Origin of the sequence: Nostoc sp. (genome assembly GCF_036917355.1) — a bacterium.
Taxonomy (GTDB): domain Bacteria; phylum Cyanobacteriota; class Cyanobacteriia; order Cyanobacteriales; family Nostocaceae; genus Nostoc.
In genome coordinates, this window is sequence record NZ_JBALDP010000103.1 from 1 (window position 1) to 15,827 (window position 15,827).

The 15,827-nt window shown below is 42.9% G+C and carries 16 protein-coding genes; 5 read left to right on the forward strand and 11 right to left on the reverse strand.

Annotation, left to right across the window (positions count from 1 at the left end):
- Window positions 1-293 precede the first annotated feature (293 nt).
- Window positions 294-1,037 (reverse strand): sensor histidine kinase, encoded by a 744-nt coding sequence (locus V7K53_RS30510; protein WP_335201223.1) that lies wholly within the window; start codon window positions 1,035-1,037, stop codon window positions 294-296.
- On the opposite strand from V7K53_RS30510, the gene V7K53_RS30515 reads away from it, so the two are divergent.
- From V7K53_RS30515 to V7K53_RS30525, 3 genes are all read left to right on the forward strand, one after another.
- Window positions 975-1,673, forward strand: coding sequence for a calcium-binding protein (locus tag V7K53_RS30515; protein ID WP_335201224.1), 699 nt, complete (start codon window positions 975-977; stop codon window positions 1,671-1,673). The two genes, V7K53_RS30510 and V7K53_RS30515, sit on opposite strands and share 63 nt — an antisense overlap.
- 94 nt (window positions 1,674-1,767) lie before the next feature.
- Window positions 1,768-1,923 (forward strand): hypothetical protein, encoded by a 156-nt coding sequence (locus V7K53_RS30520; RefSeq protein ID WP_335201225.1) that lies wholly within the window; start codon window positions 1,768-1,770, stop codon window positions 1,921-1,923.
- Between the two features lie 164 nt (window positions 1,924-2,087).
- Window positions 2,088-3,866 carry a cadherin-like domain-containing protein gene (locus tag V7K53_RS30525; protein ID WP_335201226.1) on the forward strand — a complete coding sequence of 593 codons (1,779 nt, stop codon included), beginning with the start codon at window positions 2,088-2,090 and terminating at the stop codon, window positions 3,864-3,866.
- 25 nt (window positions 3,867-3,891) lie between these two features.
- Here the strand turns inward: V7K53_RS30525 and V7K53_RS30530 are convergent, their stop codons facing one another.
- The gene (locus V7K53_RS30530; RefSeq protein WP_335201227.1) at window positions 3,892-4,074 is read right to left on the reverse strand and encodes a hypothetical protein; all 183 of its coding nucleotides are present in this window, start codon (window positions 4,072-4,074) and stop codon (window positions 3,892-3,894) included.
- 111 nt (window positions 4,075-4,185) lie between these two features.
- Here V7K53_RS30530 and V7K53_RS30535 point away from each other — a divergent pair, with 111 nt between their 5' ends.
- Entirely contained in the window at window positions 4,186-4,554 is a 369-nt protein-coding gene (locus tag V7K53_RS30535) for a hypothetical protein (RefSeq protein ID WP_335201229.1), read from the forward strand.
- A gap of 190 nt (window positions 4,555-4,744) precedes the next feature.
- On the opposite strand, the gene V7K53_RS30540 is transcribed toward V7K53_RS30535, so the two are convergent.
- Window positions 4,745-5,386, reverse strand: a complete 642-nt coding sequence (locus tag V7K53_RS30540; RefSeq protein ID WP_335201230.1) for a glutathione S-transferase family protein — start codon at window positions 5,384-5,386, stop codon at window positions 4,745-4,747.
- Between the two features lie 235 nt (window positions 5,387-5,621).
- Here V7K53_RS30540 and V7K53_RS30545 point away from each other — a divergent pair, with 235 nt between their 5' ends.
- Entirely contained in the window at window positions 5,622-7,055 is a 1,434-nt protein-coding gene (locus tag V7K53_RS30545; RefSeq protein ID WP_335201231.1) for a cobyrinate a,c-diamide synthase, read from the forward strand.
- A 140-nt stretch (window positions 7,056-7,195) separates the two neighbouring features.
- On the opposite strand, the gene V7K53_RS30550 is transcribed toward V7K53_RS30545, so the two are convergent.
- The 8 genes from V7K53_RS30550 to V7K53_RS30585 all read right to left on the reverse strand — a co-directional run bounded on the left by V7K53_RS30550 (window position 7,196) and on the right by V7K53_RS30585 (window position 15,507).
- The gene (locus V7K53_RS30550; protein ID WP_335201232.1) at window positions 7,196-7,618 is read right to left on the reverse strand and encodes a tellurite resistance TerB family protein; all 423 of its coding nucleotides are present in this window, start codon (window positions 7,616-7,618) and stop codon (window positions 7,196-7,198) included.
- Window positions 7,619-7,675: 57 nt separating this feature from the next.
- Window positions 7,676-9,178, reverse strand: coding sequence for a 16S rRNA (cytosine(967)-C(5))-methyltransferase (locus V7K53_RS30555; RefSeq protein WP_335201233.1), 1,503 nt, complete (start codon window positions 9,176-9,178; stop codon window positions 7,676-7,678).
- A gap of 76 nt (window positions 9,179-9,254) precedes the next feature.
- Window positions 9,255-10,706, reverse strand: coding sequence for a glycoside hydrolase 100 family protein (locus V7K53_RS30560; protein ID WP_335201351.1), 1,452 nt, complete (start codon window positions 10,704-10,706; stop codon window positions 9,255-9,257).
- Between the two features lie 661 nt (window positions 10,707-11,367).
- The gene (locus V7K53_RS30565; RefSeq protein ID WP_335201234.1) at window positions 11,368-11,985 is read right to left on the reverse strand and encodes a Uma2 family endonuclease; all 618 of its coding nucleotides are present in this window, start codon (window positions 11,983-11,985) and stop codon (window positions 11,368-11,370) included.
- Between the two features lie 57 nt (window positions 11,986-12,042).
- Window positions 12,043-13,782: a DnaJ domain-containing protein gene (locus tag V7K53_RS30570; RefSeq protein ID WP_335201235.1), complete on the reverse strand. Its 1,740-nt coding sequence runs from the start codon at window positions 13,780-13,782 to the stop codon at window positions 12,043-12,045.
- Window positions 13,783-13,944: 162 nt separating this feature from the next.
- Window positions 13,945-14,319: an HNH endonuclease gene (locus V7K53_RS30575; RefSeq protein WP_335201237.1), complete on the reverse strand. Its 375-nt coding sequence runs from the start codon at window positions 14,317-14,319 to the stop codon at window positions 13,945-13,947.
- 2 nt (window positions 14,320-14,321) lie between these two features.
- On the reverse strand, window positions 14,322-15,125 hold the full coding sequence (locus V7K53_RS30580) for a PspA/IM30 family protein (protein ID WP_194046522.1): 804 nt from the start codon (window positions 15,123-15,125) through the stop codon (window positions 14,322-14,324).
- 118 nt (window positions 15,126-15,243) lie between these two features.
- The gene (locus V7K53_RS30585) at window positions 15,244-15,507 is read right to left on the reverse strand and encodes a hypothetical protein (RefSeq protein ID WP_335201238.1); all 264 of its coding nucleotides are present in this window, start codon (window positions 15,505-15,507) and stop codon (window positions 15,244-15,246) included.
- Window positions 15,508-15,827 lie beyond the last annotated feature (320 nt).

The window sequence follows — 15,827 nt, forward strand, 5'->3', positions numbered from 1 at the left end:
ATTAGTGCAATGAATCAATTTAAACCCTGTTATGCTTCTGGATAATTTCACTTAGTTACTACTTGCTCATCCCGGAGAGTGACAGAAGAGGGCTAAGTAAGTCGATTCAAATAAACATAACTATATTACAAAAAGCAAATACGTCTAAAGCCCTTACCAATGAACAATCAAAAAAAAATTACGCTTTTAGTAGTTAACTTTATTTATGCCCCATGCTCAATACAACTCTTGGAGAGGCTGCGCCAACGGCTCCGCGGTTCCTGAGCGTAGTCGAAGTACAAGTGCCCAATTCCTTACTCCTCACTGCCTATTTTATTTACAGCGGTTGACCAACTCAGGACAATCTCAGTCCCCTCTCCTAAATTGCTTGACAAATAGAAAATAGCGCCAATAGATTCAGCTCGTTCCTTCATAATTGCTATTCCCAAATGACCAGATGGTATTTTGTTGGAGTCAAAACCACAGCCATTATCACTAATATGCAAAACCATCTTTTGTGAATCGCTGCCGAGGCTGACTGATACAAGCGTTGCTTGGGCATATTTAATAATATTATTCAGTGCCTCTTGAGTAATCCGGTAGAAGACAAGCTTCACCTCATTAGACAGAGAGCGATCGCCTTCCACTGTTGTTATTACCTGTAAATTTGCCCGTCCTTGAATTCCTTTGGTTAACTGGTGTAGTAATTCACCTAAAGGTTTCTCTACCAAACCATTAGGACGCAACTCGACTAGTAAATTCCGCATTTCTGCTAACGCCCCTTGTGTCAATTGGGCGAGTTCTTCTAATCCCTGTTGGGCTGTTTCTGAGTTGCGTTTCCAGACTCTAGGCAAAGCTTCGGCAATTGTCGCCACAGTAAACAATGTCTGCGATACTGAATCGTGTAAGTCACGGGCGATGGCGACCTCGATGCTTTTGTAGGGAATTATGACGGCAATACGTTGTTCTACGAGAACCAGCCTGCCCCTGCTAATTTGCCTCCTGTAGCTGTTAACGATAGTGCTACCACTGCCAAAAATACTGCCGTCAGCATTCAAGTTAGTATCTTACTGGCAAATGATACCGATCCGGACAGCAACCCCCTCAGCATCACAGGTGTCAGTAATGCTACCAACGGTGCGGCAGTCCTGAATGACAACGGCACAGCCAGCAACACGGCAGATGACTTTATTGTTTTCACCCCAACTACTGGATTCAGTGGTAATGCCAGCTTTGATTACACCCTCAGCGATGGTAGCCTCACTGACACTGGTAATGTCACCGTTGCTGTGGGGACTGACCTTTCTGGTGGTAACGGCGACGACTTGCTCAACGGCACAGCAGGCAATGATAGCCTCTCTGGCGGCAACGGCGAAGACACCCTCAATGGCAGTGCCGGCAATGATACCCTCAATGGCGGTAACGGCGCAGATAAACTGACAGGCGGTACTGGTAACGACATCTTAACTGGTGGCAATGGTTCTGATACTTTCATCTTCGCCGCCCTAGACGGCACCGATACCATCACCGATTTTAGTCGAGCAGATGTAATTGGTTTGTCTGGCGGTCTTAGTTTCGGCGCTCTGTCTTTCTCTGGCAGCAACATCTTTATTACCAGCACCAATGAACTCCTGGCAACGCTGACGGGTATTAATACCACCACTCTCACATCTGCTGATTTCATCACAATTTAGGATTATAGCCTTTTTGGCTGATTGGTGATGCGATCGCATTTTCGCCCATAAAGCGTATTTAATCAAACGCGCCCAAAACAACAGGAATCACCCCATGCCTAGTTGCGATCGCGCCAAACGATGTTTAGTTTCATCTCTTTGGGGTAAGCAAATATTTGCTCACTCCAAAGAGATGAAACTCAGTTGCATAGCCCTGCAATTAAGTTTCATCGCCCTGCGATCGCGCTTCTTAAGTCTTTGCAGTCTTTAATTCCCAAACAAATCATTAGACCTCTTGCAAAAATATGTTTTTGCACTCTTAGGGAAAAGGGTAAAGGTTAAAGGGAAAGGATTTTGAGTTTCTTTACCCTTTCCCCCTTACCCTTTACCCCGACTTTTGCAAGAAGTCTATTTACTCATCAAAGGATAAAAACCATGTCTGACCCGAATTTTAAGGCCCCAATTACCAACCCCTTCGGACTGGCGAATGAGTTGGCGGGTGACCCCACCTTTGCCGATATCGATGGCGATGGGGACTTGGATGCTTTTGTGGGTAGTGCTTCCGGCAATACCACATTCTACCGCAATACTGGAACTACGGCTGCTCCCAGCTTCACCTTTGAAGCCACCAACCCCTTCGGACTGACGGATGTGGGTTTTGTTTCCTCGTCCAGCTTTGCCGATATCGATGGCGATGGCGACCTCGATGCTTTTGTGGGGAATTCTGACGGCAATACCCTGTTCTTCGAGAATAACAATGCGCCCACAGGTTCACCCACAGCCACTTTAAGCAACACCGCCGAAGATACAGCCATCACAATTACTGCGGCTAACTTGTTAGCAGGGTTCAGCGATCTGGATGGTGATACCCTTTCAGTTGCTAACTTAACTGCAAGTAACGGTGCATTGGTGAACAACTTGAATGGGACTTATACCTTCACCCCAACTGCCAACTTTAACGGCGCAGTTAATCTGACCTACGATGTCACTGATGGCACAGCAACCTTAACTGGACAAACTCAGACTTTCTCTGTAACCTCAGTTAACGATGCGCCAACTTTAGCAGATGCGATCGCAGACCAAACAACCCTAGAAGATGGTTTCTTCAGCTTTACTATTCCAGCCAATACCTTTGCTGATGTCGATGCTGGTGACAGTTTAACTTATACTGCCACTCTCGCTAACGGCAACTCCTTACCTACCTGGTTAAGCTTTGACTCCAATACCCGCACCTTTAGCGGCACCCCTGATGACCCAAATAACGGCACAATTAGCATTAAAGTTACCGCAACGGACACGGGTAATGCCAGTGTTAACGATACCTTTAACCTAACAGTAACTCCCGTCAACGACGCACCTGTAGCCGGTGATGACTCTGCTAGCGCCAATCAAAATACACCTTTGACCCTACTGGCTGCTGACCTGTTGGCTAACGATACAGATGTAGACAGTTTTACTTTGAGCATCACTGCTGTAAGTAACGCTGTTAATGGTACTGTCACCTTAAATGGCAGTGGCAACGTGGTCTTTACTCCTACCACAGGTTTCACTGGCGATGGCAGCTTTAACTATACCCTCAGCGATGGCAACGGTGGCACTGACTTGGGGATAGTAACGTTGGCAATCGGCAAAGACCGCGAAGGCACTAACCAAAACGATATTCTTGATGGCACATCCGGCAATGACATCATTAACGGACTTAACGGTAACGATATCATATCGGGAAATGCTGGTAACGATAAGCTTGTGGGTGAAAATGGTGAAGACACGCTCAATGGCGGTACTGGCAACGACACGCTTTTAGGCGGTAACGGTGAAGACACACTCTATGGTGAGGCTGGTAATGACCATCTCGAAGGTGATAACGGTGAAGACGCACTTTATGGTGGTGACGGTAACGACAGTCTTTTAGGAGGTAATGGTCAAGATTTACTTGTTGGTGGTGCGGGTAACGATTTCCTCAACGGTGGCAAGGCAGATGATAACCTGACTGGCGGTACTGGTAGCGATATCTTTGTTTTGGAGAAAGCCGCAGGTCGGGATACAATCACTGACTTTAGTTTAGGTCAGAGCGATAAAATCGGCTTGGCTGGTTTGAGCTATAGTCAGTTGTCTTTCTCTGGTAATGAGATTCGTTTAGGCAATCAAACTTTAGCGGTGCTGACTGGGTTTAATACCATGACGCTGGCACAGAGCAATTTTACCTCTGTTTAACTGTATTGGGTGGGCAAATATTTGCTCACCCTACAAATTGGTTAAACGCATCGACCTGCAACTTAGATGCATCGACCTGCAACTTAGATGCAGCGACCTGCAACTTAGATGCATCGACCTGCAACTTAGATGCAGCGACCTGCAACTTAGATGCATCGACCTGCAACTTAGATACATCGACCTGCAACTTAGGTGCATCGACCTGCAAAAATGAGCTTACCCTTTCTTTAACCTTGTTTTATCTAAAAACTTCACCTTACTAATAGCTTTAGAGTTGCAATGGGTACATTAAATATGTACCTTACAACAGTATGCTGATATGCCAACCCAAGATACAACACGCCGTTTGCGCCCTCAATTAATTAGTGAAGATATTAATTCATGGCACGGCTTGCAAACGATCGCCACTTATGAAACAACCCGTGCTGATGCCTCTGCTACAAACTTACAGCAAGCTTATCAAGCTATGTTAGCCCAGCAACAAGCCGAAACTGAGAAACTAACTTTATACCGTGCGGCTGCTGATGCTGCGCGATTAGCAGAATGGGAATTTCACAATGCGGTATTAGCGATGAAAGAAGTTGTGCGCGGACAATATGGATTAGATAGCGATCAAGCTCAAGCGGTAGGATTGAAGAAAAAATCAGAGTACAAGCGTCCCAGCCGCAAAAAATTAGTCGCATCATGAACTAGGAAAAATTAAGACATTTTACATGTGCGATCGCTCTACACAACAGATAAGAAAAACAAAGTTGGGCAAATAGTTGCTCAACCTTGTTTTTCTTATAAGTTCAAGCAAGAGCAAGAGACGCGATAAATCGCCGTCTGTACAATTAGTCCTTTGTGGAGACGGCGATTTATCGCGTCTTTGTCATGATTTATCGTGTCTTTGTCATATAGTCATATTCGCCTCCACGCTCAAGCGCACGTTTGTAAGCAGGTCGCGCATGAATGCGATCGACAAATTCTTTGATCTTTGGCCAGTTCTTTGCCTCTTCTTTTTGCATAGCCACTACTTCGAGAGGAAAGCTCATTTGGATATCGGCGGCGGTGAATTCCTCCCCTACAAACCACGTACTTTTACGAAGTTCACCTTCTATGTAGTCAAAATGAAGTTTGATTTGAGGCGCGACGAATCCATTAACAACGCTGCTGTCTCCTTCCCCGAAATTATTCAAGACCAATCGCATCACCAGAGGTGGCATTGCAGAGCCTTCGGCGTAATGCAGCCAATATGTATAGCGTAGATGCTCTGGTGTATCGGATGCCGGAACTAAGCGACCATTGCCATAGCGATTAACGAGGTATTCGATGATAGCGCCCGACTCAGCGATCGCCAAATCTCCATCTGTGATTACTGGTGACTTGCCCAGGGGATGAACTTGGCGCAGTGACTCCGGTGCCATCATCGTTTTTGCATCGCGTTCATAGAACTCGATCTCGTATTCGATCCCTAATTCTTCAAGCAGCCACAGCACCCGCTGCGATCGCGAGTTGTTAAGATGATGCACAACTATCATAAAACGTTCCTTTTTTGGTAGCTTATTGCTATCTGACTCTGGGCTAATTTTTAACTATACTATTAGACTTTTTCAGCCCAACTCCCCTAATTGGCTGGTTTTCTTGTTTCTAATTGGTATAAGTTTGAGTTAGTCGGTTGGAGAAACTGGTGCATCTGCTTTTGCAAAAAGTGACGATAGACACACAGCCAATAATCGAAATAGTTGCTGCATAAAAACCTAATTTGTTTCATTTATGGCTTTAGTCATTGCCGGGGAACGTAGTGGGGTGGGTAAGACAACAGTCACGCTCACCCTTTTAGCATCTTTACACCGTCGCGATCGCTTGGTGCAATCTTTTAAGGTGGGGCCAGACTACATCGATCCGATGTTTCATCAACACGTAACTGGTCGTGCTTGTCGCAATTTAGACCCCGTGCTGACTTCTGAAGCTTACGTTCAGCAATGTTTTGCCCATCATAGCCAACTGAGTGAATATGCCCTAGTGGAAGGGGTGATGGGATTGTTTGATGGTGTTTCGTCATTGGTCATTAGTCCTTTGTCATTTGCAAGTGATCAAGGACTAATGACTAATGACAAAGGACAAATTACTGACTTTGCTAGTACTGCACACATTGCGCGGCTGTTAGATTTACCTGTGGTGTTGGTGATTGATTGCAGTCGTTTATCTGGTTCTGTAGCTGCGATCGCGCACGGCTATCGATCTTTTGATCCCCGAATTAAAATAGCTGGAGTAGTATTAAATCGCGTCGGGAGCGATCGCCATCTCTCTTTGCTCAAAGATTCCCTAAAACCCTTACATTTACCTATTCTCGGCGTAATGCGCCGTCAAGATAATATCACAATTCCCGATCGCCACTTGGGTTTAGTACCCACAGCCGAACTTCCCGAACTCAATGCTTTAATCGATCGCCTCGCCGATTTAGGAGATACTTGCTTCGACTGGCAACGCCTATTACCTTTGTTAAAATCAGAAAGCTTTTCTTTCTCTGCTTCATCTTCCTTATCTGCCTCATTTCCAGTTAGGATTGCAGTAGCCCGCGATCGCGCGTTTAATTTTTACTACCAAGATAATCTCGATTTGCTGCAACAACTTGGTGCAGAATTGGTTTTCTGGAGTCCCTTAGAAGATGCTGACATACCAAAAGATATCCAGGGAATGTATTTTGGCGGTGGTTTCCCGGAAGTTTTTGCCCAGCAACTCGCAGAAAATACCAGCGTTCGTGATGCAGTAAAAAAGGCAATACTTAAAGGAATACCTACGGTTGCCGAATGCGGCGGATTAATGTATTTGTGCGAGCAAATTATCGATTTTGAGGGTAAATCTTGGTCAATGGCGGGAGTGCTACCAACATCTGCTGTGATGGGTGGACGTTTAACTTTGGGCTATCGCCGTGCAGTCGCTTTGCAAGATAATTTGTTAGTTAAGGCAAATACAACTGTTTACGGACATGAGTTTCATCGTTCCCATTTAACCTTAACTCCGACTCAACCCCTATTTGAAACTTCTCGCTATGATTGTGACGAAAATATGGGATGTGAAGGATGGGGTTTACCTGCAAATATTCATGCTTCTTATGTTCATCAGCATTGGGGAGAAAGTAGAGAAATTCCCCAGCAGTTTCTTAAAGAATGTCTAAAAGTAGCATCTTCAACAACGTGGATTTAAAGCCAATACAGTTCAGATAACCCCAAAACCCTCATGTAGAGACGCGATTTATCGCGGAGTACGGAGTATGGGGACGAAGAGACATAAAAAGGCAGTGAGATAATTCACCGCCTCCTCTTGGATCAACTTATAACTCGATGTTAGTTTTGGACTTCAACCCAACGGCGGTAAAGCTTTTGAATTTGTTTGAGAAGCGTAGTGTGAGCTGGTTGAGTTGAATCATTCGGCTTCACTATATCCTGCAATTCTGTCAGGAGCCTGGCTTCTTCTACGGCAACTTCACCATCGCTATAAATTAAGCCACTGATGGCTTCAATCAGATTTTCGCAATCTTCAAGACTGGGGCGATCGCCTAGATACTCCCGCACCCAGTCGTAGCATTCTTTTGGCTGCACAGGAACTAATTCGTACAGCCAAGGCTTAATTTCTGGGTCGTTAGCTAAACCTTTTGCTTGAGCTATTTCGCGGAGATATTGCCGTTCTTCTGGCTGGATTCTGCCATCGATCCAGGCTGCTCCAATCAGGATTTTAACTAAGTTTTTTACATTGGAAGGGGAAACCATTGCTGCCTCCTCTGGTAGATTCAGGCCTCCACCAAATCGTACAATCCTAAACAGTATTCATTCGGAATTATTGGTTTTTCTTAAGCGCACCATAAAAAAACCATCCATATCCTGTCGATGGGGCCAAAGTTTAAACCAACCTTGAGGTGTCCTCTCGGTAGAATCAGGTAACTCCACGCCACTAGGAGACTCAATTTGCCACTGAGGTGACTCAGCTAAAAACGCCGAAATTACTTCTTCATTTTCCGCTGGATGCAATGTACACGTAGCATAAACTAGTACACCACCAGGTTTGACAAAAGTTGATGTATGTCTTAGTAGTTCTCGTTGCAGATCCGAAAGTTCTCGGACAGATTCTGGTGTCTGTCGCCAACGCGCATCAGCATGACGGTGCATAGTTCCCAAACCAGAACATGGAGCATCGAGTAATACGCGGTCTGCGGTGTTTTGAAATTGCCTGAAGTGGCGACTGTCGCCAGTGTAAATTTGAATAGATTGTAAATTTAGCCGTTGAGAATTTTCTTGGAGTTTGCGAAGGCGAGAAGGAGTGCGATCGCAAGCCCAAATTTTACCCTCATCTGTCATTAATTCAGCGATGTGGGTTGTTTTCCCCCCTGGTGCAGCGCAGGCATCAATTACTACTTCACCTGGTTGAGGGTCGAGCAAATGACCTACCAATTGAGCGCTAGCATCTTGTACAGTCCACCAACCTTCTTTGAAACCCGGTAGTTTTTGAATTGACCCAGTATTACCAATAAATCGTAAAGCTTGGGGTAAATGAGGAATGCGTCTTACCAAAACACCAGCAGATTGCAAAGCCGCTTCAACTTCCTCAATGGTAGTGCGAAGTGGGTTGATGCGTAAGTCAATTGTTGGTGATTGGTTCATCCATTCACATAGTTGTTCTGTATCAGTTAAACCCAGTTGTTCTAACCAAACTTGAATAATCCAGTCAGGAAAACTATGTAAAATGCCCAAGCGTTCCACAGGGTTTTCTGGAAGTTCTAACGGATCAAAATGGGCAATTGGGAACTGGGGAAGTAACAAAGAATCTTTCTCCTCTGCCCCTCGGTAACAGAGCGTAGCCGTATCCCTCCGGGGAAGCAAGCTACGCGCAGCGTCTCGTAGAGAAGTGCTGCTCCCCTGCTCCCCTGCTCCCCTGCCCCTCTGCCCCCCTGCGTTTCTGAGATACTGGCGTAATAGACCGTTCACAAAACCCGTGAGTCCAGAAAAACCGTTTTCTTTAGCTAGTTGGACTGTGGTATTAACAGCAGCCGAGGCGGGAATACGCTCTTGATAACGCAGCTGGTAAAAGCCCAGATGTAAGATGGTACGGAGATCTTGTGGTTGTTGATGAGATTTCTTTTTAGCGAGTTGATCTATGAGAGTATCAAGAGTGCGTTGCCTTCTGACGCTCCCATAAACCAATTCTGTCACTAAGCGGCGATCGCAATCAGGCAAATTAAATTTTTGCAGTACTCTATCTAGGGCAACATCAGCATAAGCCCCCTTACGAACATCTCGTAGGGCGATAAAAGCTAATTGACGGGGGTTTGTCATGAAAACACGATTCAGGAGTCAGGAGGCTTTTGTATTCTAACTCCCAACTCCCAACTCCCAACTCCTAACTTCCCTATCAAGTCATATACGGGTCTACACTAGCGATTTCAAACTCACACGCTCTAGAAACCTGTTCTGCTGGTAATTTTCCAAAGCTGATTAATGGTAAAGAACTGGGATCTGCCATCAGTTCTTTTGCTAATAAGAACCCAGTAATTGTCCAAGTTTGATATTTCCTAGCTTGTTTCCCAATCAGTCGCCCTTTTTTCCCATCGTAATACTCTGGCCATTCATCTGTACTAAGGCGCCCTTGGGCAACTTCAATCGCCTTTTGTGCGAGATTTGTTCTATTACTTTTTACAGCCGCCGCCGCCAACATCCACATTAAAACAGGCCAACTACCAGCATTATGATACGACCAAGGTATATTTTTGGGGTCGCATCCAGTCACAATTCTGTATTCTTCATGTTCCAAAGCTGGGAAACAAATTTTCATTGGCATATCTCCCACCAAATCATCCCATCGATCCTCAATGAGAGTCATAATCGCTTGTGACTGTTCTTCTGTGGCTAAATCTGAAATGATTGCCATTAAGTTTCCGAGTGAAAAGAAGCGAGTATCTAGCTGCGACGGGCCAACATTACCTGCTAGATAACCACCTTTTTTTGGCAACCACTTATCTAATTCATAATAAGGAACGGAATCTACATATATATTGAACAGATTAACAGCACCCTTACCATATTCTTCACTTTTGAAGCGATAAATTGCATTCAGACGATTAATATCTATCCAATAATGCTGGCGAATATGAGCGCATAAAAGAGGCAAGCGGTTATCAATGGCTTCAACAATATCAGAATTACCTTTACAAATTAGCAGTTCACGAGATGCACGCAATGCCGTGTAAAAGAGGACTTGCAATTCTAGAGGATGCCCATAAATGCCCATACGACGGTCAATCATACAAGCGCCATCTGGAACCAACAGCGTTGGGTACATATCAAAACGATTCGCCAAACAGATTTCCATAATTAACCTGATTCCATTTTGGAATTCAGGTTGATAGGCGAGAGAAAAATCTTTTGTGGCGACTATATAAGCGCGCAACAAAATAATCCACCACAAGCAAGAATCTACAGGTGTAACTCTAGCGATCGCATGTTCGCCAAAGTCAGCTTCTAAATATTCTTGTCCATTATCTGATACCACTTTAAAGCTAGCTGGTATTAATCCTCGTCCTGGCTTATAGGCATCTAATGCCTTTTCTTTAGGCTGTAACTTTAAGGTTTCTTCTAAGAAATTACGAACAATATCAGTTCTACCTTTAATCAGAAAAATTAGAGCTGAAGAAACAAAATCTCGGACAAAGCACTGATCGTAATTGAGCGCTTCTACAGAAGCATCATAAGCGGCTACTGTCCCAACAGGGCGACCTTGATAATAGAGAATTGATTTTTCTAGTGCTAGCCATGCTTCTTCGACTTCTTTTAAATTCTCAGTAGTTTCCAATTCGTTTAGGTGCATTACCAGAATAACTCCATAAGGATTGTGAATTTGTGGTAGATGGTCTTCATTTATTACTTTTGCTATTCTCAGCATAACAAAAACGATTCTTTGAATAGCAAAGATAATTGGGCAAAATAATAATCAACTAACAAGGAATAATTTTGCTGATATTTATGCAATTTTATTGTTAGTTAATTGCTTGTAATCTATTACTATTTTGGTGAATTATACTTGTTGCTTTCCACCGCAAGTAGTAACATTTTCCCTAAAAACAGTCACATAAGATATATTTTTAGATTATTTATGGTTCCGTTGTCTGTCCAGAATCTTTGCTTTACCAAACAAAAACATATCTTCAGTGCTGTTTAGGAATTGTGTGAAGTTAAAACTGGTTGCAGTATATTTACTTGAGCAGGATTAGTTTTTGACACTAATAAGTCATATTTTCCCCTATTATCTAATAATTTATAACGTTTTTTCTTAAGATGCAAGATGAGGGCTAAAAAATTTTAATATGTCAATACTTCTCAAGGGTTAAATATATTACCCTGCTGACAGATGATATGGAATGTTTATCGGAGTGCGTCAAAAATAATCAAGAGTGCTAAGTCAAAATACTGCCCATAAGGTACAAAGAATATACCAAGTATATAAATACTGAGTATTAGCATGATGTTCATTACTGTTCTCCCGAAGCAGCCTTAAACACTTGTTCAGCAGTTAGATTTAGCTCTATTAAAGTTGGTGATTGAATGCGATCGTTACCACAAAACTGAGTTACTTGGTACTCGCCTTCCACTAATCTGTAAACTGATATTGTCGGTTGCTTGGGATTGCCAATAAACCGTTTTCCACCAAGAGCAGCATAGTCAACAATCCAATATTCTGGAATCCCAATTTCTTCATATTCACCGAATTTGAGAAAGTAATCATCTCGCCAATTTGTACTCACAACTTCTACTACTAATGGAATTGATGCAGCTTGAGTAACTGTTGATGATTTTTTCCAAAGTGGTTCATTAATTAAGTTAGGGATATTCAATACCAGCACATCTGGAATATAACTAGATTTTTTATCAACAGATTTGATTAATGCTTGAGCAGGAATCGAATAAGCTAGGTTAAACCTCCGAATCTCAAAATTGAGTTCTCTAATCAGAAATGCTCTGACTAACTCATGTTCCCCTGTCGGCTGCATTTCAACTATTACTCCTTTATGTAATTCATATCTGCCGTTCTCCGGTTTCAGTTCGACGAATTCTTCAAAATTTATCGCTTCTACTAAATGTTGAAACATAACACTATTTCCTCAAATATTATTCATATTTTGACTAGCATCGATAAACTACTAACTTCATGTTACCTGCTGCTGGAATTCTTTATAAGCTTGATTAATTGCTTGCATTGAGGCTTTTGCGATCGCAGAACTATTAACATCAGGATGATACAATCTTGCTAATCGACGGTAGGCAATTTTAACAACATTGGGGCGATCGCTTTGATTTACACCCAAGACTTCCCACCATTCTCCCGATAATCCAGAGTCGAGAGTAAATTGACTCCAAATCTTGATGCTTCCACCATTAGTACCACTTACCAGCGTTTTACCATCAGGGCTAAAAGCAACGGGATTACACCCAGAAAGATTTTGTAGTAATTCGCCGGTGCGGAGGTTCCAAAGTTTGATTGTACCGTCTCGGCTGGCACTGGCGAGGATTTTACCATCAGGGCTAATGGCAACAGACAAAACCGCCGTTGAGTGTCCAGTTAAAGTAGAAAGTAATTCTCCAGTTGGGAGATTCCACAGTTTAATTGTGGTGTCTGTGCTACCACTAATAAGAGTTTGACTGTTATTAGTGATAGCAACTGTATTCACTGCACCCAAATGTTCAGTGAGAATATAGCGTTGTTCCCAAGTTTTGGTATCCCAAAGCCTAATAGTTTTATCGGCACTACCACTTGCAAGGATTTTACCATCAGGACTGATAGTGACAGACAAAACTGCATCTGAGTGTCCATTCAATGTGCGTTTTACTGTTCCCGTGTAGCGTCCCCAAATTCTAATTGTCTTATCAGCAGCACCACTAGCAAGAATTGCTCCATCAGGACTGTAGGCTACTGAGTTAATAAAACCATTATGACTATAAGCAGAGTTTAAATAAAAGAATGTGTGGATAAATTTTTTTGTGTCCATCTGCCAACTGCTGATTTTGCGATCTACACTACCACTTACAATCTGCTGTCCATCAGGGCTGATAGCAACAGATAAAACTGCTTCTGCTTGTCCTGAGAATGTGTAAAGCCATTTTCCGGTTTTCAAATTCCACAAATTAACTTGTCTGTCATCACTGCCACTAATTAAGGTAGTACCATCAGGACTGATTGCGATCGCATTAACTGCCGCTAAGTGTCCCTTAAGTGTGCGTACACATCTCCAGGTTTCAGGTAGCTGGGTTGTCGGAGATATTTTTTCTGGTTCAATATTGGGAGTAGAAGCTTTAGGCGTAACAAATTCTGATTTTTTCTTGAATTCAGCTTTAAGTGCTTGTAACTCATCTTCGACTTTCAAACCAGCAAATTTTTGGTTGAGATCGTCACCAGATAAAAATGCTTCTAATTCCATCACTGCTTCGGAATAGTAGCTCATCTGCAAAACTTTCTCTTCCATTCGCTCAAAAAGCTGTGCTGGAGTTTCGCTAATTTCCGATTCGTCTAACAGTTTGGCAATACCATAGGCGGCGAGTCCCACTACTGCACCAATTCCTGCCATCGGTACTGCACCAATCCCAAATGCTAGCCCTACTTTAGGTGCGACTAAACCCATACCACCGACGACGCTATAAACACCAGCACCACCGACTGCACCAATTCCCATTGTAGCGAAGGCAGCTGCATCTTTTTCTGCTATGGCTTTAAAAGCACCATAAGCAGCCGCACCAGCCACAGCGCCAGCACCGACTACAGGAGTTGCACCAATACCAACTGCACCAAATCCGCCTGCTAGTCCCATCCCGCCAACTGTTGCGGAAACACCAACACCTGCTAGGGTTCCGCCTGCAATAAATGCTACGCCTGTTTTAGAGTTTTGTGTCACTGGTTTTTATTTTTGAAGAGAAACAAACTAGAAGAAAGAAGGCAAAGTACGATCGGGTTTTTATCCTTTCTGAGTTGAGATAAAGTCTTTTTAGAATAGCAAATACCCTCCAGTAAATTCACTGAAGGGCTATCTATAATCTTTGACAGAAATTTATATCCTTTATATTCCGCTACTTGCACCTTTGCCACGATTGCACTCGAAGCACAGCGTTTGCAAGTTACTAATGTCGTTAGTGCCTCCTTTAGAAAATGGCTCTTTATGATCAACTTCTAGCGTGACTTCTGGTGGACTTTTTCCACAAGAAACACATTTATGACCATCTCTTCGCAGAACTGTAAAACGAACTGATAGGGGAATATGACGCGATCGTTTTTTTGCTTCCTGCTTGGGTTGAGATTGGGATTTGGTAAAAGCTGTTTTTTTAATCTCTGTCTTCTTGGCTTTCGCAGGCTTTGGCTCATTCACTAGAACGGCAAAATTCCGAATCATCCCTCGTACCAGTTTTTGGAATTCATTAGGAGCCTTTTTTGCCATTGTTAAACCCACCCATAGCTTGAGCTTGCTTCTGTTTTAATTTGGGCAGTTGTTCTTTCTATAAACCTTAAATCACTTTTGAGATTATCTATTATTGTTATTAGCTGATTAAGCTGATTTTCAAGGGTATCAGCAGTTTGCTGGTGAGTATACTTACGAGTCAAGGCTTCACGAGCCAAATCCTCACGTTCTTTTTTCATAGCTAATACAGCTATTCGATACCAGGTTTGGACTTCCTTTTGAGCTTGCTTGTAATTTATTTGCACCCTTTCTTTGCTAGCTTTAACATAATGAATATTGTGCACTATGCTTAGTCGTGTTTGGTTGAGGGATTCAATAACTTTCTTTGGGTCATTAGTATCTTGACCTCCATCAAGGAGCCTCAATAAACCATAAGCACCAAGTCCAACTACTGCACCAGCCGCAGCAACAGGAACCATACCAATGCTAAAGCCGCTTCCGGCTGCAAGTAACCCCATATTTCCAACAGTGGCAGAAACTCCAGCACCACCAACCGCTCCTAGTCCTGCGGCACCCAAAACCAAGGGATCTCGGTTTTCTATTCCCTTCTTAGTCCCATAAGCAGCCATACCAGCAACTGCTCCTGTAGCCATCAAGTGAGGCGCACCAATACCAATAGCTGTTCCTGCGGCTGCTAATCCCATGCCACCAACGGTTTGAGAAACAACAGCACCAGCCGCTGTTCCTCCAGCAATAAACACTGCGCCTTCTCCGTAATTGAAATTACCTGCCATATCGTTTAGGTTTGCCCTGATTATGCGGCTGATGCGATCGCCTAGTCCCATAATGTTTTTCTCTTCTATATACTACTTAGATTAAAATAGTAAATTATACTACATTCAAGCTTAAACAAAGTACGCTTTTACTGCCTCGTAATAATCAATGAAATCTTACTTTCTATTCTTAAATTTTGTGTAAAGTGCAGCCTTCTGCTATCTTAAGTTTTGAGATAACATCGGTATCTCCATGAAATTCAGTAACTTGAAAATCGTTTTCTGTTGATTGTTTATTCCCAGAAAATATACCAAACTGCATTATCTGCTTGTGAATTTTAGATTTTACTGGTTCTAAAAAAGTTACAATAACACGGCTTTCTGATACATCAGATGGTAATTCTAAAAGTTGTATTTTACCGTTCTTGTACACTCCTACAATCGATTGCAACATTAGTATTTACCAAATTTGTACTCATAGAAATTATAAAGTTAATCCTAAAAATACGCTTATTTGCTTAAAAACATCCAATTTTTGGGCTGCATTGACGTTAGCTGCTATGCGTTACTTCTCCATGTTCGAGCTTATTTGCCAAAACATGCAAAGCTATCAAACCAACCAGCAGTAGTCCTGCTAAGGAACTCTGTAGCGATCGCCAACTTCCACATACATACTATACCCATTATGTCAAGTAAGCCTGCGCTTTTATTAATCAGCAAATAGACGAACTTGAACCAAAACCCATACGCAATCAGGGAATTATCAACAACCCT